This is a genomic window from Dyadobacter endophyticus, assembly GCF_014641595.1.
GTDB lineage: Bacteria > Bacteroidota > Bacteroidia > Cytophagales > Spirosomataceae > Dyadobacter > Dyadobacter endophyticus.
This window is the reverse complement of sequence record NZ_BMIA01000001.1, coordinates 2,903,007-2,921,938: the sequence shown is the minus strand read 5'-3', so window position 1 is coordinate 2,921,938 and position 18,932 is coordinate 2,903,007. Positions and strand designations below refer to the sequence as shown.

Below are 18,932 nucleotides of genomic sequence, written 5' to 3'. Positions count from 1 at the left end.
CCATGAGACATTCTACTGACAGATTCCGTATCTTGATTCCCTGCGACTATTCGCTGGCGTGCAAGCAAGCGCTGGAAGCTTGCGCGACACTCGATTGGCGAATGCCTGTTGAAGTATTCATTCTTACCGTCGAAGATCCTATGCAGGCCGGCGCGCGCGAGATGATGGATGAACGCCTGTTAGCAGAATGGGTTAAAGTTTTTTCCCCCGATATCAACGTCCGGAACTTGCAGGCAAAAGGCCGGTTTGTCAATGTCGTCCTGGAAGCGCTCGCAATTCATGGTATTGACCTGGTTATTGCAGGTACCAGAGGGGCCAGGGGATGGGAGGGAGTTTTTCTGGGATCGCATGCCGAGAGAATCGTTCGCGTGTCTCCTGTTCCCGTCCTTGCCATTCCACAGCGCCCGCACCTTACCGGATTGCGGGATATTGTCCTTCCCATCGATATCGATCGCGATCCTGTCGAACTGCGCGCTTGCATGAGGAAGATACCAGGTTTGTTTAACGGGCGGTATCATCTCTTGCATGTGCAAACAAGCCCTGCTGGAAGCGAGCGGGCCGCCATGAAGTTGCTGGGAGAATACAGCCGGCATCTAAGGCTTGGGCATTGCACCAGCTCGGTGATTTTTAACGAATCGGTTGCCGGGGGTATCCTCAGATATGCCACGCAGGCCGGTGCGGACCTGATTGCGCTGGGAACATCGGGGAGCCCGGATCCGGCACACATGTTCCGGCCCAGCGTTGCGGCCGATATCGTCAATCATGCCAAAATACCAGTCCTTACCTTCCAGCTTAGCCACCGGCAGGTATCGGTATCATTTTAAACCTTACTACTATGACCTACCAAGCAGATCAAGAAAAAGTTACTTTCGTACTTCCCTTGTATTTTCTAAAAGCGGAAGTCACATTTACCCGGCAGTCGGCTGACGACGGGCTTACTGTTCCCCTTGCGCCGGGCAATGGTCCCCGCGTAAGCATTTCAACGCGTCAATTTGCAAAAGGCTTCTGGCTCGCCCGATTAAGCTGGTCTGTCGGGCGCGAGCGGTTTTGCAGCGAAGGCTGGTTTGAGATTGCATAAGGATACATGTAGCAATAAAGAAGGGCTGTTATCGCAGCCCTTCTTTATTGTCTTCTGTTTCAAAACCGAGGTTATGGGTGCGCAATGAAGACCGGCAGGTTCAGATTGCGGATCAGCGGATCGGCAGTGCTCGGTGTGAGCATTCTTGAAAACGTGCTGCGGCCATAAGAACCCATGACAACCAGCGTCTTCTTCTTATTCATTAAAAAGGCGAAAAGCTCCGAATTGGGCTGACCATAAAGTTTTTTGAAATGCGCGTTGGAGTAGTGTGCGCTGACAAGCCTGGCCAGTTTCCCCTCGTTAGGGTCTTCCTGCGCGCCTTCATTCACTACCTGCACGATTGTCAGCCGGCAATCTTCCAGCTCGGGGAAAAGATAAGAAAACTGCTTGATGGAATGAACGGCCGCGGCATTGCCGTCGTAGGCAAATACGATCTCTTCGATCCCTTCGAATAGATCGGGCGCTATCATCACGGGGCATTCGATGGCGCATAGCACATCTTTGAGAAACGCGCTGGGTTTTTTCTCATCCCAGGGTTCGAAAGCCAGATCGCTGCCGATAATCATCAGATCCGCGTAGCGGCTTTCGGCAAGAATCTGTTCAAGCGGTTCGTGCGGGTTCTCATGCACGCTTACGTGTACACCCTGCCGTTCACAGATCGCGCGGAAAGTACTTTCGTTTTCGCGGAGCAGTGCCTGTTTTTCTGCGAAATCGGGTAGGTCGCTCAGTGTCAGTGTCTCTACAAAAGCAGTCCCTAATGCTACTTTCATCTCAGGGACTTGTTCGTAGGGCGCATTTTGCAGAAAGATTCCTGTGAGCCTTGACCGGGTCAGCGAGGCCAGATAGCAGGCGAACTGTACGTGATGGGTATTGAGGTGACCGGCGTCGATCACCAAGCGAATGTTTTTCATAGTGAATGCTATTATATGGATTGTAGAATACGGGCTTTCATTGAGCCGGTTGCGGCCAGGTTGGCATGTAGTTGGAAGGCTTCTTCGAGAAGGTGCGGAGTATGGCCCCCGCGTCGGCAGGCACGCAGGAAATAGTCGGAGAGCTCCTGATAGTAATCAGGATGGACACAATTTCTGAGAATAGCCTCTGCTTTTTGCCTTGGCGCTAGTCCTCTCAGATCGGCAAGTCCTTGTTCGGTAACGATCACATCCACGTCGTGCTCGGAATGGTCGACGTGCGTAACCATGGGTACTATGCGCGATATTTTGCAGCCTTTGGTCACCGACTCGGTTACAAAAATGCTCAGGTAGCTGTTCTGGGCAAAATCGGCAGAACCGCCGATGCCGTTGACAATGTGACTACCGGAGATATGCGAAGAATTGACATTGCCATAAATATCGCATTCAAGGGCTGTATTAATGGCGATAATGCCCAGCCGCTGGATTATCTCGGCGGCATTGGTAATGTCTTGCGGGCGAAGCAGGATTTTGTGACGATAACGCTCGAAATCGGCGAACACGCGCTGGTAACAGGCTTCGGACAAGGTCATCGAGCTTCCGGATGCAAAATCCATCTTCCCGCTCTCAATGAGCTTGAATGTGCTGTCTTGCAATACCTCCGAGTATATGGTCAGATGCTCAAAGTCGCCTCCTGCAAGCCCGCTCAGTACGGCATCGGCGATTTTGCCGATCCCCGCCTGCATGGGCCTCAGCGAGCGTGTCAGGCGCCCGGCAGCTATTTCCTGCTCAAAGAAATGCAGCAAATGCCCTGCAATGGCCTCGGCGACAGCATTGCCAGCCGCGGTTTCGGCAGGGCTGTCCTTCTGGTTGGTAAACACGATGGCTGCAATCTTGGATGGATCGCAGGCAATGACCTGCTGCCCTATGCGCTGCCATACCTCGGTAATCGGCAGAATAGCCCTGCCGGTGGGATCCTCAGGCAGAAATACATCGTGTATGCCCCGGATCCCAACAGGTACCGCCTGATTGATCTCGATAATTACCTGACCGGCTTGCTGGACAAAGATCGCCGAATTACCCAGCGAAGTGGTGGGTACAATACTGCCATCGGCTTCGATCGCTGCTGCCTCAATGATGGCAATGTCAATCGGCGGTAAAAAACCGTTGCGGATATGGGCCGCTGTTTCGCTCAGATTTTCATCGATATAGGAGAGTTTACCCTCATTGATGATCGTCCGCATCACAGGATCGGACTGGAATGGCAGCCGCGTGTGGACTGCGCCAGCTGTGGCCAGCGCGCCGTCGGTCCCATGGCCCAGCGAAGCCCCGGTCATGAGCGTAATGCGGGTGTGGTCGTGTTCAGCCTTTTCGGCCAGCGCGGCCAGTACCGCTTTGCTGTCTCCTGAGCGCGTAAACCCGCTGGCGCCAATGACCATTCCATCACCGATGAGCGCGGCGGCCTGCCGGGCAGGCATAATTTTGGAAGCCAGAGATGTATGTTTAATTCGGGATGTGTCGGGCATGGTGTTTGTTTTTTAATTTGACGGATTTCGGATCTTCAAAGAGGATGGCATGGCCGCTGTCAGTTCTCAACAGGCGTAGCATGGCCCACGCGAGCAGCAAGGGCATTGGAAAGGCTGCGTACAGTCCCAAAGGGGCAATAGCGATCAAGAAGATAATTCCCGCCCAGCAGCCCACTTGAAATAACTGTCCCCTGGTGGTCATGGCTAGCGCAATTAGCAATTGGCATACTGCTATGGTGAGAACCATCGGCGTAATGATGGGAATGAAAGCGCCGAGTATAAACCGCTTGTAGAACGGCGTAGCGCTATCGGCAAAATCCTGGTAGTTCCATGGTGCATTCAGAGCGGTGTAGGCGTTGAACCCCGCAGCGAACAAGAAAAGCAGCAGCAGGATCATGCGCGCCAGCGGCGGCCGGGTTCTGCTAATCCAGATCATGAAGATGGCTAACGCGTTGCAGCTCAGGTAGAAGATCCAGGAGACCGTGTCAAAGAATTTGAGTGAGTCCATCGTGCTGGCTGTTAAGGTGGTTGGGTTTATTTAACTACCTCAAAATAAGCGTTATGTGGTCTTAAAAAACTTGACAGGGCTTATCTGGGAATATGATCTGCGTCAGGTTTTAGCAAGCGCTGGCCGTAGCGGGTTTTCTCAGAGTGCCCATGAGCAGTTTATAGATTCCAAACCATAGAACAGAGGCCATACCGCATCCGATACTGAAAAGTACTTTTCCCGTATCAGGCATTGAAAGCCGGAACAGGCCCGAAACAGCCGGGATCAGAAATATCAGAACGGTTAAACAGATGTTGATAGCAAGCGTATAAAATATCAGCTTGTTGCCCGGTTTGAGAGATTCACCAAGGCTGCCCTGATAGGAGCGGTTTGTTGTCGTTAAGGCAATGTTGGCCGAGATCAGCCCGATGAAAATCATGGCGCGGGTGGCATCCTCCGTCTGGCCGCCACTTAACGCGATTTGGTAAATCAGTATCAGGGCGGCCGCGATGACAACTCCCTGCAAGATGCTGAATGCCAGCTCGCGCAAACCGAAAAGCCTGCTTGTGGCCGGGCGGGGTTTCTCCTTCAAAAGGCCCGCCCGGGCCGGCTCATTCTCGTAGACGATCGAGCAGGTAGGGCCCATAATCAGCTCAAAAAATATGATGTGTACCGGATCGAAGATGACCGGATAGGTCCAGTTCAGCGCCAGAGGTAGAAATACAAGCAGAATCAGTGGCGTGTGTATCGCCACGATGTACCGGATAGCATTGCGAAGATTGACGTAAATGCGCCTGCCGCTTTCGATGGCGGTGACCATTCCTCCCAGATCGTCATTGAGCAGGATTAAGGCCGAAGCCTGCCGGGCGATCTCGGTGCCTTTCCGTCCCATGGCAATCCCGATGTCCGCTGCTTTTAAGGCCGGGCCGTCATTGACACCGTCGCCGGTCATCGCAACGATCTCACCTTGCGCTTTTAAAGCCCGGATCACGCTTAATTTGGCCTCGGGGAACATCCTGGCAAACACGGTGATCCTGCCGACCTCTTTCAGTAACGCCTGTTCGTCCAGGGCCATAATCTGCTCACCTGTCGCGATGTGCTCACCGTCTCGCAAGCCAATTTGCCGGGCAATGTAGGCGGTCGTTACCGGGTTATCCCCCGTCAGGATTTTGACTTGCACGCCGGCTTGATAGAATGCTTCCAGGACCTGTTTTATCCCGGCTTTGGGAGGATCATAGAATGCAACCAGGCCTAGGGGTTGAAACGGGAGGTTTTGCTGGCTTTCGGGGAAATCCGTGCCTTGGAAGTCTGATTTTCCCACGGCCAGCACCCGAAAACCTTTGGATGTAAAGCTGCCAGTGGCATCCAGCAAAGCAGCGCGGTCTTTGGCAGAAAGCGCACACACATTCATCAAGGCTTCCGGCGCGCCCTTGACGGCGATGATACGCTGATTTTCTTTGCCTTGCCAGACATGGGTCATCATCGGCGGTTTGCCTTCCAGCGGGTAGCCTAGCAGCATCGTTAGCCCGTCGTATGCAGGCAGCCCGGTAGGGGAGGTCTTTCCAAAGACGCGGTGCAGTTCTGCTTCCATGGGATCAAACGGGCTTATTTCACTGGCCAGCGCCGCATGGTAGAGTAGCTGAGTGGCACCCGCGGAAAGGGAGGAAAAGTCTGTAACAAGCTCCCGCCCGTCGAGCACGAACATCCCGCAAAGCGACATTTTGTTTTCGGTAAGTGTTCCGGTTTTGTCAGTACAGATCACAGTCGCGCTACCAAGCGCTTCCACGGTTTGCATCTGCTTGACAACAATGCCCTCTTTCATCAGCCGGTAAGCGCCCAGCGCCATGAAGGTGGTGAAAGCAACCGGGATCTCTTCGGGCAGAATGCTCATCGCCAGCGTCAATGCGCCCAAAAGGCTTCCCGGCAGATCGCCCGACCGCGCAAACCGGATCGCCCAGACGGCTACGAATATAATCGCCCCGATGATGGCCATGTCCCTGACAAGGCGCCGGATCTGGACTTGTAAAACTGATTTTGCAGCCGGAATGGAAGCAATGCTGCTGCCGATCCGGGCAAGTCGGGTAGCGCCGCCAACCGCTGTAATGCGGCAGACAGCCTGGCCCGAAGTGACTTGCGTTCCGGCAAATAGCGGGTCGGGAGGGCTACCCGCGAGTTTGTAGACCGGCATGGATTCACCGGTCAGGATTGATTCATTGACCGAGAAATCGTCAGCCGACAATACGATCGCATCTGCCGGCACGAGGGTTCCTTCGCCGAGCTCAACGGTGTCGCCCACCACCAATGCCTCACTTTTAAGCAAGGTCCAGACCCGGTCACGAAGAACGCGGTATGCCGGGCTGGTGAAGTTTTCCAGACTGACCAATGCGCGGCGGGTCCTGCTCTCCTGAATGATTGAGATCGTTGCCACCAGCCCGATTGCCACCAGCATGATGACCGCCTCTTGGGTCGAGCCCATTAAAAAATAGATTACCGCCGCAGCAACCAGCAGCATCAGCATCGGTTCAGCCGCTGCCGCTTTCAGGATAAACCATAGTCCGGACGACTTTTGTTTTTTGAGCATGTTCTGCCCATGCTGCTTGCGGGAGGCTTCTACCTGGTCAGAGGTAAGGCCACTGTATTTCAGGTGATCTTTCACAGGCCATTACATTAAGTCATAAAGGTTGCCGAAATTCGATTCTATTTTACTGATTATAATCAGTTTATCGGAAGCTGCACGGCAAGTAGCAATCAAGTAAGGTTTCCAGCTAAAAGTAAGTGCCGCCGGGATTACCGACGGCACTTTTCGTTTTAGTTTAGATTAGTTATGCATTCGACTTTGCATTCACGCATGCTCGGAAAGTTTGTAGGTCCAGACAGCCTCGTTGGTGTGGTTGATGACATTTTCTGCCACACTTCCCAGCATCAGGTGGGTCAAACCTGTGTAGCCGTGCGTGGCCATGGCGATCATCGAGCCTGGCATGCGGGCGGCGAATTTTAGCACGCCTTTTTCCTCGGTGGAAGCATGGGTAACATGAACGCTATATTCGGAAAGGTCATAATATGCGGCCAGATCGCCGAGCATGCCAGTCAGTGTTTTATCAGTGTCTTTGGTATCGGGTGTCTTCACGTAAAGCAGGTGAAGGTGTGCGCCAAAAAATGATTGCAATGCCCGGATCTGCCATATAAAGCGATGCTGCTGCAGATCGAAGGTCGTGGGGAAAACTATATTGCGTATCTGACTGATTTTTTGGCCCTTATGGATGGAAATAACGGGTACGGGGGCGGTCCTGACGACTTTTTCGGTATTTGAACCCATCATCACCTCAGCGATCCCGTTGCTCCCGTTTGTCCCCATCACCACCAGATCAGCTTCTGTTTCATGTATGGTCTTAATCACTATCTGATGCAGCAGCCCCTGTTCGACACGAAAGCCAGGTTCTATGCGCGTTTTCAGCTCACCTCTTACCCGCGCAAAATGCTCAGTTGCCTCGCGACTTAATTCGGAGAGTATCGAAGCAGAGCCGATCGGATACCCGTTCGGGTCCAGACTTTCCAGGTAAAGCGGTGTCATATTTACCACATGCAGCGCTGTTACCTCACCATTCGCTGCTTCTGCCAGCTCGATAGCGAACCGGAGGGCGGACATGGAAAGCGCAGAGAAGTCAAAAGGGACAAGGATCTTTTTCATATACAGCTCGCTTAGGTTGAAATGGTCATTTAAACCAGTTGCAAGTTATTGACTGACAATATCCTGAAAGATGATCAATAGCGCCCGGTGAACTGACTTTGCTCATGTCTGCCAGGTTTTGTCTGCTTTAATTTTATGTCCATACCAACTTTTCCACGGACCTATGCGGACAGCGCTTGCTATATTGGGGATGATGCTCGTCGGGTGCAGCCCCGAGATTAGAGTCTACCATGAGGTTGACAAGAGCAATCCCGTTCATCAATACAAGACTTTCCAATGGGCAAAGGCGGATAGCCTCGTATGGAAAACGAATCCGTTGTATTTCAATGAATTAAATGATGGTAGAATCCAGCAGGCTGTCAATGATCTGCTGATCGCGAAGGGATATCTGCCTGGTCGGGATACCGCCGCTCTGACACTACGCTATGATATCCGCGTGGAAGAACTATCCATACTGTTGCCGGATCCATATGGGTACATGTACGGTGATTATTGGATGATGCCGCGCGATAACTTGTTCCGATACCGGGAGGCGACATTGGTTATCGATGTCTGGCATTCACACAGCAGAAAGCTGATATGGCGGGGCTGGGCGGTTGCGGCCATCGAAGTGGTTTTCGATGACGGGAAAAAGCCCGAAGTCGTTATTCGGTCGGTCGCAGCAAAAATTCTCGATGCATTCCCATCGCATGTCGACCCAGTCGACTCAGTGGCGACAAAAGATCGCTTAGAAAACTAAAAAAGGCCGGTACACCGGCCTTTTTTAGTTTTATTCTGTTCAGAATGCGAATTCTTCTTCCTCTACAATCAGATTGTTGACTACCTGATTGACGCCCCTGGCCGACCAGGCTGCCTCCTCGGCATCATCTCTTTCGGCCCACGATCTGACCCGGCCTTCCAGGGTTACACGATTGCCGGTGATAAAGACTTTGATCTTTGAAGAGTCAATTGAAGCATGACGCTGAAAGGCCGCGCCGATTTTTTCAGTGACGTCCGAGTAGACCGGGTGAGGCCTGACGGTGATTTCATTCACAACAAGCCGGATACCTTCAATGTTTTCGATCGCCGTTTTTGCCATATTTCTCTCATAGCCCCAATCGACCTGGCCGGACAGGGTTACAAACCCGTGCTCAACGGTGACCTTCAATTTTTCGTCGGCCACCGCCGTATGCCAGCGCAGGGCTTGCAGGATCTGGTCAGCGATTTGCTGGTCGCTCTTCTGCTTGTTGGTTGGAAGGTGCACTTCCAGATTTTCAATGACTGCTTTGACGGCGCTGACCTTGCGTGCACCTTTTTCAGCGGCGAGCTTTTTAGGGTAAGAATCAATAGTCCCCGACAAAGTCACAATCCCATCTTTAACGGACACTCCGATCTCCGCGGCAGCCAACGCCGGCTCCCACCGAAGTTGTTCAATGACATCTTTTTGGATCTCAAAATCGGTTTTCATGATTTTTTTGATATTAAGTTGATCACGTTTTTTCTGTTTTCCTGTGAAAACTATTACCTCGAAATTAGCCGGTCCTGATGTGGGCAATAATGATCAGCGTCAATATGGAATGTGATTGTTGGTTGTTCCCCCGCTCCACCGAGCGCGGCGCTGGTGTAATGCCGGAAATAGATGGATCTTATTGGTCGGATTTGTTTTTCAGAAACATCAGCAGCGAATAGGCGCCTTTCGTAACGCAAAGCGTCCCTTGCAGACCGGTAGGACTCAGGATTTCGGTCATGCCGTTTTCGCTATTGCCCGTCTGGACTGCTGTCATGACAAACCCTTCTGTGCCGGAAGTAAATATGAATTCCTTTCCTTCAAAGCTGACGATGGCCTCGTCAGGGAGAACAGTCGCATTGCGTGACTCGAGTGCAAGCTCCGCGTTCATGAATGTGCCGGGCATCAGGCCTGGCTCATATTTCTGAAAGTGACAATGGATCTCGGCTGTCCGCTCGGCCGATAGGTCTTTGCCAACCAGTATCACCTCGCACGGAATTTTCCGCTCGGGTCTGGAATTGGTAAATGCAAGTACACTCTGGCCCTTGCGGATCTTGTCAAGGTCTTTTTCAAAGACTTTCAGAGCCAGATGGATCTCCGAGGGGTTGATCAGATCAAAAAGCACTTCGGTGGGCGCCAGGTATTTACCGATGTTGACGTTGACGCGGGATACATAGCCGGAAATGGGCGAATAGATGTTGATGCTGCGCGATATTCTTTCGGCGCTTAGCTGGCGCGGATTGATTCCCACCAACCGTAGCTTTTCGGCCAAAGCACTCATTGCCACCTGTTGGGCCCGGAAGTCGGCTTCCGCTTGCTGATAGGTTTTGTCGCTCACAGATTTAGAGGTGTTCAGGCTCTTTTGACGCTCGTATTCGGTCTCAAGGTATTCGATGCGCGCACTGACAGACAGATAATCCTGTTGCAACTGAATGTACTGCTGATCTTCCAGTACCGCCAGCACTTGACCTTTTTGTATAAACATTCCAGGCAATAGGTTGGTTGACTTCAGATACCCACCCATTGGCGCGCTGATCGATACCATATTTTGCGGCGGCACATCGATCTTACCATTAAGTCGTAATACGGACGAAACCAATCTGGCCTGGGGAAATGCGGTTGCAATACCCGCGTTGCGGATTTGGTCGGGCGTTAGTTTGGCGATGTTTTCTTTTGCCGATGTTTTCGCGGCGGGCTGCTGATCAGTCGTTTTCGCAGCACATGAGCTAAGCAAGACGCCAAGGGCAACATAAAGCAAAGATTTGATATCCATCATCACTATTGGCTAAGGAAATAGTCTAGTTCTATCGCATTTTGGTTCAGAATGGCGATCACATCAAGGTATTCGCTTCTGACCGAGGTGGCCTGCGCAATCAGCTGACTCCATTCCAGGTAGTTGATATTACCTTCCCGAAGCTGGCGGGTTGCCGTCAGGGTAATGAGCTCGGCGTTGGGCACGGCGGAATTCTGATAATAGCTGGCGCGCTCGAGCGCCTGACGGTAGCCAGTTAATGCCGCCAAGTACCGGGCTTCAAACTGTCGGTACTGGCTCTGATACAGTTCTTGTGCAGCCTGCCCAGCTATCTTTGCTGCGTGGATGCGTGCCTTTTGCGCACCTGCGAAAACAGGAATGCTTATACCGATCTGCGCAGCCTGAAAGCGTGGCCAACCATTGTACAGCTTATTGTCAGCACCAGTGCCGCGCATGCTCATATTGTTGTAAGCCAGGCTTAATTCGGGTAGAAGCCGGGCTTTCTCCACAGCAATAGCCGCACGGGCAACGTTCTGTTGCCGGTCGGCCAGCTGCATATGGGGATGCGATGATAATTTAGAAGTATCTACATATATGGCCGAAGAAAAGATAAGTGCCCCATCTTGCGGAGCATATGATTCTGGCCCGTTGAGCAGTAGGTTGAATTTCATAAGCGCCAGTTTATGATCGGCACCCAGCTGTCCCAGCTGTTGCCTGATCTGCCCCAGTTGCATTTGAGCACTTGTCTTTTCGAGTATATTGGCCTCTCCCTGTGCCGACCGTTCGGCAGCGCGCGTAGCAACCGCATTGAAGAGGCTGTCGAGCGAGCTGAGAAGGTGCGCCTTTTGCCTTAGATAAAGCAGCGTGTAAAATTGATCAGCGACATTGCGCCGTAGATCGACCGCACTAACTGAGGCTTGGAGCAGCCCCGCGTCAAATTCCTGTTCCAGTAGCGATCGCTGACGCCGGTACACGACAGGAAGACACACCGACTGGGATAGCGTAAGCCGCGTATCGGTATAAGCGCTGTTGATCTGCCCGGCCTCCATACTTATGCTGGTTTGTGGTAGGTTGACGGCAGTTTTCAAAAGTGCTTTGCGGTATTCAGCCTGTAACTTTTGGCTTTTCAATTGATTATTGTCTCTAAGAGCCAGGTTAATGGCCGTTTGAAGGTCGATCTGTTTTTGTGCTTGCGACTGGCCGGGAGCAAGTGCACAAGCCAAGATCAGCAGGATGCCTGCGCGTGCTTTAAAAAGGAACTTGTTTTCAAATACCAAATAAAGAACCGGTAAGACGAACAATGTTAACGCCGTCGCGACCAGAAGGCCGCCGATCACAACCGTGGCCAGTGGCCGTTGTACTTCTGCTCCGGCACCATTGCTCACCGCCATTGGCAGAAAGCCCAGGGAAGCGACAAATGCAGTCATCAGGACCGGGCGGAGCCGATGGCTGGCGCCTTCGAGTATGGCCTTCTCAACAGAGCTCCCACCCGCTTTACGAATCCGGTTGAATTCGGCTACGAGTACAATGCCATTCAGTACCGCCACGCCAAATAACGCGATAAAGCCGATCCCGGCACTGATACTGAACGGCATTCCGCGCAAGGCAAGCAGGAAAATGCCTCCGATCGCCGATAGTGGTATGGCTGAGTAAATCAGCAGCCCGTCGCGCACCGAATTGAATGCAAAATAAAGCAGCAAAAAGATCAGCAAGAGCGATACCGGAACGGCGATCATCAACCTTGCTTTGGCGGCATTCAGATTCTCGAAAGCCCCGCCGTAGGTGATGTAGTAGCCGGCAGGTAAGCGCAAGCTTTTGCCCGCTTTGATTTGTAGCTCATTTACAATGCTCTGCACATCGCGGCCGGCCACATTGAAGCCCACCACAATGCGCCGTTTGGCGTCCTCCCGCTGGATTTGATTGGGACCTGTGACTCTGCGGATGTCGGCCAGTTGGGAAAGCGGGAGCTGAACTCCACTTGGGGTCGGCACCAGCAGATCGCGGATCTGGGCCTCATTCCTTTTTTGAGACGCGTTGAGCCTTACGACGAGGTCAAAGCGTTTTTCTCCCTCGAAAACCATCCCGGCGCTTTGACCGGCCAGTGCCGTGTTCACGATGCGGTTGACCGAACCGACGGTCAGGCCGAACTGGGCAATGGTATTTCGGTTGTACCGGATTACAATCTGCGGCAGACCCGATACGGCTTCGATGTACAGGTTACGCGCACCGTCCACCTGATTGACGAGCCTGCCCAGGCGGGACGCGTATAAGGCCAGCGTATCCAGGTCTTCCCCGAATATTTTACAAACTACATCCTGGCGCGCGCCGGTCATCAGCTCATTGAAACGCATTTGCACCGGGTACTGAAACCCGGCCGTGATGCCGGGGACTTCCTGCAATGCGCGGCCCATCTTTTCTGAAAGCTCGGTGAATGTGCTTGCTGAGCTCCACTGGCTTTTGTCTTTCAGGATTACCATCATATCACTCGCTTCCATCGGCATCGGGTCGGTAGGGACTTCGCCGCTACCAATCTTGGTAACCACTTTTTCGACTTCGGGGAAGCGGGTTTTGAGGATATGTGCCGCCTTGGTGGTGTTGGCAATTGTGGTTGCCAGGCTGCTGCCTGTGAGCACACGCGTATCGACGGCAAAATCTCCTTCTTCCAACGCGGGTATGAATTCACCTCCCAGTGTGGTGAGCGTAAAAACTGCCGCTGCGAAAAGCAGCAATGCAGAAATCATCACTAGCCTGGGCATATGCAGCAGCTTTTCGAGCATGATCAGGTAGCCGGCCGAGACTTTTTTTATTGCCCTATCCGACCAGGTCAGTTTGCGGCGTACTTTTTTGCTTAAAAACAACGCGCTCATCATGGGAATGTAAGTGATCGAAAGCAGAAAGGCCCCCAGCAGCGCAAAAGCTACTGTTTGTGCCATCGGTTTAAACATTTTCCCTTCTATACCTTGCAGGGTGAATATGGGTAGGTAGACAACTAGAATGATCATCTGCCCGAAAACAGCGCTATTCATCATGCGATCGGCCGACTCGTTGACCTGCTCGTCCATTTGGGTTTGCGTAAGCCGGTCGGTGCCTGAAAAATGGGTGCTCTGAGCGATCTGATGCATTACCGCTTCGACAATGATCACAGCGCCGTCGACAATGAGGCCAAAATCCAGGGCCCCAAGGCTCATCAGATTGCCGCTGACGCCGAAGGTGTTCATCATGATTACCGCGAAAAGCATGGCTAGTGGAATCACCGACGCCACCAGCAGGCCTGCCCTGACATTGCCCAAAAAGATCACGAGTACGAAAACAACGATCAGGGCACCTTCCAGCAGGTTTTTTTCAACCGTGCCGATCGCATTGTTGACCATTTTGCTACGGTCCAGAAAGGGCTCAATCACCACGCCCTCGGGCAGTGTTTTCTGGATCTGCGCCACTCGCTGCTTCACCGCGCGGATCACCTCGCTGCTGTTGGCGCCTTTTAACATCATTACCACGGCTCCCGAGACTTCGCCCTGATCGTTGTAGCACATTGCTCCGTAACGGGTTGCAAAGCCTGTCTTGATTTCGGCAACGTCGCGTATGAAAACCGGCTGCCCGTCGGGCAGGTTCCTGACAACAATGCTGCCGATATCTTCCAGGTTTTCCACCAATCCCTCGCTGCGGATGTAGAGCACCGACGGGCCCTTTTCGATATAAGCTCCCCCGGTATTGGCGTTGTTTTCCTGTAATGCGGTAAATACATCATTGATATTCAGTCCCATAGAAAGCAGTTTGGCAGGCTCTACCTCTATCGAATATTGTTTGAGCTTGCCACCAAAACTGCTCACCTCAGCTACCCCCTGGACTCCAAGCAGCTGTCTTCGGACGATCCAATCCTGAATCGTTCGAAGTTCGGTTTCATCGTAGCGGTGCCGGTAACCTTCCTTGGCACGCACTACGTACTGATAAATTTCGCCGAGGCCGGTGCTGATGGGCCCGAGCTCCGGCGTGCCGATGCCCTGAGGAATTTGCGATTGTACTTTCGCGAGCCGTTCGGAGACCTGTTGGCGTGCCCAGTACACATCCACATCATCCTCAAAAACAATTGTGACCAGGGAAAGGCCAAAGCGCGAGAAACTACGTATCTCTTTGAGTCCCGAAATGTTGTTGTTGGCCTGCTCAATGGGAAACGTAACGAGTCTTTCGATATCGGTCGCGCCGAAAGAGGGTGCGATGGTGATCACCTGCACCTGATTGTTGGTAATATCAGGTACCGCATCAATCGGCAGCCGAGTGAGCTCATAGCTTCCGTAACCGATGAGGGCCAGCACGAGCAGCCCCACTTTGAGCTTGTTGGCGACCGAGAATGCGATGATCCTGTTAAGCATTGGGAAGTTTACGATGTCTTTTTCAATGTCAGCTCAAACCTGTTTTTGACCGAAATAGATTCTGCGATCTTGGTGATCACCAGGGTAGGTACCTGTATATGATGGTCTGCCAGTTTTACATCAAATGTGCAGCTGAGCGTGAGCCGTCCGCCGCTGACAGTAAGCTGACCGTTGAGCGTCCGGTTTTGCTTGACGCCATGTATGTCCAGAACGCCGCTCGCGCTGACTGGGTAGGTGCCGTCCCTGGAAAAATCAACCTGTTCGTTGATTTTTCCAGTAAAACCGGCGGCCGGGTACTTATCGGTCTCCATATAGTTTTCATTGTAATGCTCCTGCATTAGCTTGTTGGGGAAGTTAAATGCCCGGTGTTGCATCCGGACTGCGATTTCTCCGTTGACACTATTAAGCAGGACCGACACTTGTTGGTTTACAGCCGATATGTTTTCGAGCGGTGTTTCCGAGAAAAAACTGGTTTGTCCGGCTTTGGTCATATACACCTGCGCGCTCGCGCAGATCGCCAGCAGCTGGCTGACCATTAGCAGCAATGCCCATTTGAAAAGCTTAGTATCCATCGTTTTTGCCGCGTTTTTTGCTTTTATCAAAACTGAAAGTCCTGGCCACATTGAAACCATAGAAGATATCCCCATTGCTCCATTTGCCAGTAGTTTGGCCTAGGAACTGCTTTTCGATCATGCCGCGGGAGTTGGTCAGATGAAGCTGGAAAACGTGTCCGCCGGTCTCGATGTCAAAGCCAAGTGAGAGTGTATTGGTGTATTGCGGGTCCCGCTGCGTAGTGCCGCCAATGGTCTTGGGTGTATACCAATATTCTACATTGAACGAGGTCCGCTTGGTGAGCTTGTAGCGGCCTCCCATTCCCAGCGCGTACACATTGTTGGCATCCAGAGGCTTCTCTGCCAGATTGCGGTGCATTACCGTTGGGGTAAGCTGCAAGGATAGCTTTTCATTGAATTTCCGGGCAATCAGCGCCTGGAATGTATAGGTCTGCCGTTGGGTGATGGTGTAAAACGGAAGATCCGGCGTGGATGTGCTTGCATTATGTGCGTCGCTTGCGAAAAGCGTCACCGATACGGGCATGTTGCGCAGGCCGCTCGATTGGCGAAGCAGGCGATATTTTACAAAAACGTCGATCGTTTTTTGATAGCTGCTGCGGCCTAGGCCCACCATCAGACGGTCGGTGAGGCCGTATTCCAGCGCGAGCCGGATCTGGGATTCGTCCAGACCGAAAAAATTGCCCGCACCGGAATTGATCGCCCCGAACCGGTGCGAAATAATAAAGTCCATGTTGTTCTTGCCAACTGTTTCTACCGAATGCCCGTTGATAATGCGGGTGCCTTTGAAACTTGCCGCTGCATAATGCACTGTGGAATCGTCTGCTTGTTCGAGCTCTTTCATCAGATCCGTCTGAGCGAATACGACAGAAGCCAACAGGCTGAACAGTAGGGTGAATGTCGTTTTGCGCATCGCTTAGGCGGTTATGGTCAGGATTTGGTCGGCAAGGGTTGTCGTGTAGACGGCTATGCCCTTTTTTCCTTCGCTATTGAGGCCCTTGCCGGCGTTATCGTACTTGGCCCCATGGGCTGTGCAATAGAAATGGTCGGTTTGGTAGATCACCTCGTTGCGGCCCTCGTGGCTGCATGTGCGGGTAGCTGCTATGTAGGTGCCTGTATTGCTTCGTGCGATGACGACGCCGTCCTTTACGACGTAACCACCACTGGATTTCAGGGCTGCGTAGGCCGGATCGTTCAAATCCAGGGTCATATTGGTAGGCGCGGGATTGACGCGGTCGTTGGTGCAGGATTGCATATGGCTGCCAAAATAGAATGCGGCAAGGGCAGTTCCGCCAAAACCAAGCTTACGCAGAAATGCATGGCGGCTTAGATTCTCAGCGTGTCCGGTGGAGTTCATAAATGATCAGTTGGGTTATCTGTGATTACTTTCTGTTTAATCAAAGATATCCCTGCCTTTCTTAAGGGATTCTCAAGAAATTCTTAAGATTGGCTTAAAATTGGGAAAGAGAGCGTCACTTGGGTGCCTTTGCCAAGTTCGCTTTGAATCGTGAAACCTACGCCCAGCATTTCGCACATACGGCTGACAATAGAGAGCCCCAGGCCGCTGCCTTTCACTTCAGGGTGGGATAGGGGGGCGGACCGATAGAAGGCATCGCGGATCCGACTGATGTCGTTGGAGTCGATTCCGATCCCCTTATCTGCCACGGTGTAATAGGTGATCTGCTCAGAAGTAGCGATGCTGATAGCAATGCGGGCCGGTCCGGATGAATACTTCACAGCATTGGAAATAATGTTGTCCAGCATGATATCGGCCATGTACGGATCACTATATACGGTATCAATTCCAACTGTATCCAGATCGACAGATAGATTCTTTTCTACGATTTGCTGCTGGTGCCGCACCAGAATGTTGGCGGTGAGCTCGGAAAGGTCAACGATTCCCATGGTCATGGCCTTTTGCTGGCTTTCAAACCGCGCCAGTAGTAGCAGTTGATCGACCAGGTGATTAATGCGGTCCATTTCCCCGATGCAGAACGAGATTTTTTCCACGTATTCATCGGCTGACCGCGGCTTCCGGATCAGCACTTCCAGGGTGCCTTTAATCACAGCCAACGGAGTCCTGAGCTCATGTGAGGCGTCGGAAGTAAATCGTTTTTCCCGGTCGATGGCATGCTCGACGCGTGTCATCAGCTCGTTCAGGGTCGTGACCAGCAAATACAATTCGTCCTGGACAAATGGCACCGGAATGCGGCTACCCATGTTGCTATTCGACATCTTGCTGGCCGTTTCGATCACCGTCAGTACCGGTTGAATGCTCCTGCCGGCCAGGTAGCGCGTGAAAATAAAGAGGATGGCTAGCACCGCCGGAAACGCGATCAAAAGCACCACTTTTAAATTAAGAAGAACTCTCTCCGACTCATCGATGGGCATAGCGACAACGATGTAGCCCACCGGCCGGCCATTTTCCCTGATCACCTGCTGGACCTGTTCGATGGCCAGTCCATGCAGGGTAGTTTTGAAAACAGCATGGTCTGCCGGCGAGAAATGGAGTTTTAGCGAGTCATTTTTCAGATTGGGAGATTTGTCGATTACCTTCCCCGAAAGATTGGTAAGTGCGACAAACACCGGGTTGATTTCCAGTTCGCTATGCTCGCGTTCGAGCCATTCGGCCTTGTCGGCAAAGTAGGGCTGTCCGCGCTGGACGCCTACCTCATAGAAATGCTTTTCCAACTCATAGCCCAGGTCTTTTTCCAGACGGTTGAAAACTGTGGCGCTGACGATGTAATAGATTAGTAGAAAAATAAGGGCGATCAGTAGCCCCGTGCCGAGGGTAAAGTTAAGCGCGATCCGGTTTCGGTAGGAGGATCTCATGCCAGTGTTGTTCATATTTCCTTTGCAATGTAACCCACGCCCCGGATTGTCTGGATGTAGTCTTCCTCTTTGGTGAGCCCCAGCTTTTTGCGCAGCGAATTGATATAAACGTCGATCACACCGGTATTATATTCGAAGTGAATATCCCAAACGCTTTCGATGATGCGTGTACGGCGGCATACCTTTCCTTTGTTGCGAAGCAGAAATTCCAGCAGGCCAAACTCTTTCTGCGTCAGCTTAATTTCCTGCGAATCCCTGAAAACCTGGTGGGATTGGGTATCTACTACAATAGGGCCCAGCCTAAATTCGATCTGTTCACCTGAATGCGGCCGCAATTGCACCTTGATCCGCTCTAAAAGTTCTTCAAAGCTGAATGGCTTTTTGATATAATCATTGGCGCCGGCCTGCAAGCCGAAGACCGTGTCCTGCACCGTATCGCGGGCTGTCAGAAAGATGATGGGTGTTTTGATACCAGCTCTTCTGATTTCCCGGCACACTTCGACTCCGCTTTTACCCGGCAGCATCCAATCGAGCAGCATCACATCGTATGCTTCGGCGAGTGCCATTTCAAGGCCGTCCAGGCCATTGGTAGCCGTATCAACCGAATAAGACTCCTCTTCAAGCCCCTGTCGGAGGAAGTTTAAGATGCCGGATTCGTCTTCGATGATCAGGATTCGCATACGATTGGTGATAGTACTATAATCAGGGCATACGAAATAAGTAAGAAGCTGTGAAA

16 protein-coding genes are annotated in these 18,932 nt (G+C 52.2%); 3 read left to right on the top strand and 13 right to left on the bottom strand.

What is annotated here, in order from left to right; genetic code table 11:
• Window positions 1–2: 2 nt before the first annotated feature.
• Both IEY24_RS11650 and IEY24_RS11645 read left to right on the top strand, forming a co-directional pair.
• The gene (locus tag IEY24_RS11650; RefSeq protein WP_188931855.1) at window positions 3–824 is read left to right on the top strand and encodes a universal stress protein; all 822 of its coding nucleotides are present in this window, start codon (window positions 3–5) and stop codon (window positions 822–824) included.
• A gap of 11 nt (window positions 825–835) precedes the next feature.
• Window positions 836–1,078 carry a hypothetical protein gene (locus tag IEY24_RS11645; RefSeq protein WP_188931853.1) on the top strand — a complete coding sequence of 81 codons (243 nt, stop codon included), beginning with the start codon at window positions 836–838 and terminating at the stop codon, window positions 1,076–1,078.
• Window positions 1,079–1,149: 71 nt separating this feature from the next.
• Here IEY24_RS11645 and IEY24_RS11640 read toward each other — a convergent pair whose 3' ends face one another.
• From IEY24_RS11640 to IEY24_RS11620, 5 genes are all read right to left on the bottom strand, one after another.
• Window positions 1,150–1,989, bottom strand: a complete 840-nt coding sequence (locus tag IEY24_RS11640) for a universal stress protein (protein ID WP_188931851.1) — start codon at window positions 1,987–1,989, stop codon at window positions 1,150–1,152.
• Between the two features lie 11 nt (window positions 1,990–2,000).
• Window positions 2,001–3,512, bottom strand: coding sequence for a succinyl-CoA:acetate CoA-transferase ScpC (gene scpC, locus IEY24_RS11635; protein ID WP_188931849.1), 1,512 nt, complete (start codon window positions 3,510–3,512; stop codon window positions 2,001–2,003).
• On the bottom strand, window positions 3,490–4,020 hold the full coding sequence (locus IEY24_RS11630) for a hypothetical protein (RefSeq protein WP_188931842.1): 531 nt from the start codon (window positions 4,018–4,020) through the stop codon (window positions 3,490–3,492). The genes scpC and IEY24_RS11630 overlap by 23 nt, the downstream gene beginning before the upstream one ends.
• 109 nt (window positions 4,021–4,129) lie before the next feature.
• Window positions 4,130–6,655 (bottom strand): cation-translocating P-type ATPase, encoded by a 2,526-nt coding sequence (locus IEY24_RS11625; protein ID WP_188931841.1) that lies wholly within the window; start codon window positions 6,653–6,655, stop codon window positions 4,130–4,132.
• A gap of 186 nt (window positions 6,656–6,841) precedes the next feature.
• The gene (locus tag IEY24_RS11620; protein ID WP_188931840.1) at window positions 6,842–7,687 is read right to left on the bottom strand and encodes a universal stress protein; all 846 of its coding nucleotides are present in this window, start codon (window positions 7,685–7,687) and stop codon (window positions 6,842–6,844) included.
• Between the two features lie 163 nt (window positions 7,688–7,850).
• Here IEY24_RS11620 and IEY24_RS11615 point away from each other — a divergent pair, with 163 nt between their 5' ends.
• The gene (locus IEY24_RS11615) at window positions 7,851–8,426 is read left to right on the top strand and encodes a DUF4136 domain-containing protein (protein WP_188931839.1); all 576 of its coding nucleotides are present in this window, start codon (window positions 7,851–7,853) and stop codon (window positions 8,424–8,426) included.
• A gap of 39 nt (window positions 8,427–8,465) precedes the next feature.
• On the opposite strand, the gene IEY24_RS11610 is transcribed toward IEY24_RS11615, so the two are convergent.
• The 8 genes from IEY24_RS11610 to IEY24_RS11575 all read right to left on the bottom strand — a co-directional run bounded on the left by IEY24_RS11610 (window position 8,466) and on the right by IEY24_RS11575 (window position 18,876).
• Window positions 8,466–9,134, bottom strand: a complete 669-nt coding sequence (locus IEY24_RS11610; RefSeq protein ID WP_188931837.1) for a BON domain-containing protein — start codon at window positions 9,132–9,134, stop codon at window positions 8,466–8,468.
• A 178-nt stretch (window positions 9,135–9,312) separates the two neighbouring features.
• Window positions 9,313–10,449 (bottom strand): efflux RND transporter periplasmic adaptor subunit, encoded by a 1,137-nt coding sequence (locus tag IEY24_RS11605; protein WP_188931835.1) that lies wholly within the window; start codon window positions 10,447–10,449, stop codon window positions 9,313–9,315.
• A 2-nt stretch (window positions 10,450–10,451) separates the two neighbouring features.
• Window positions 10,452–14,795 carry a CusA/CzcA family heavy metal efflux RND transporter gene (locus IEY24_RS11600; RefSeq protein WP_188931834.1) on the bottom strand — a complete coding sequence of 1,448 codons (4,344 nt, stop codon included), beginning with the start codon at window positions 14,793–14,795 and terminating at the stop codon, window positions 10,452–10,454.
• Window positions 14,796–14,803: 8 nt separating this feature from the next.
• On the bottom strand, window positions 14,804–15,367 hold the full coding sequence (locus IEY24_RS11595; RefSeq protein ID WP_229221993.1) for a YceI family protein: 564 nt from the start codon (window positions 15,365–15,367) through the stop codon (window positions 14,804–14,806).
• Entirely contained in the window at window positions 15,357–16,277 is a 921-nt protein-coding gene (locus IEY24_RS11590; protein WP_188931832.1) for a DUF5777 family beta-barrel protein, read from the bottom strand. Before IEY24_RS11590 ends, IEY24_RS11595 begins: the two co-directional genes overlap by 11 nt.
• Before the next feature lie 3 nt (window positions 16,278–16,280).
• Window positions 16,281–16,721 carry a Rieske 2Fe-2S domain-containing protein gene (locus IEY24_RS11585; protein WP_188931830.1) on the bottom strand — a complete coding sequence of 147 codons (441 nt, stop codon included), beginning with the start codon at window positions 16,719–16,721 and terminating at the stop codon, window positions 16,281–16,283.
• A gap of 83 nt (window positions 16,722–16,804) precedes the next feature.
• Window positions 16,805–18,196 carry a sensor histidine kinase gene (locus IEY24_RS11580; protein ID WP_188931824.1) on the bottom strand — a complete coding sequence of 464 codons (1,392 nt, stop codon included), beginning with the start codon at window positions 18,194–18,196 and terminating at the stop codon, window positions 16,805–16,807.
• Window positions 18,197–18,207: 11 nt separating this feature from the next.
• A complete protein-coding gene (locus IEY24_RS11575; RefSeq protein WP_188931822.1) occupies window positions 18,208–18,876 on the bottom strand; it encodes a response regulator transcription factor in 669 nt (222 codons plus the stop codon).
• Window positions 18,877–18,932 lie beyond the last annotated feature (56 nt).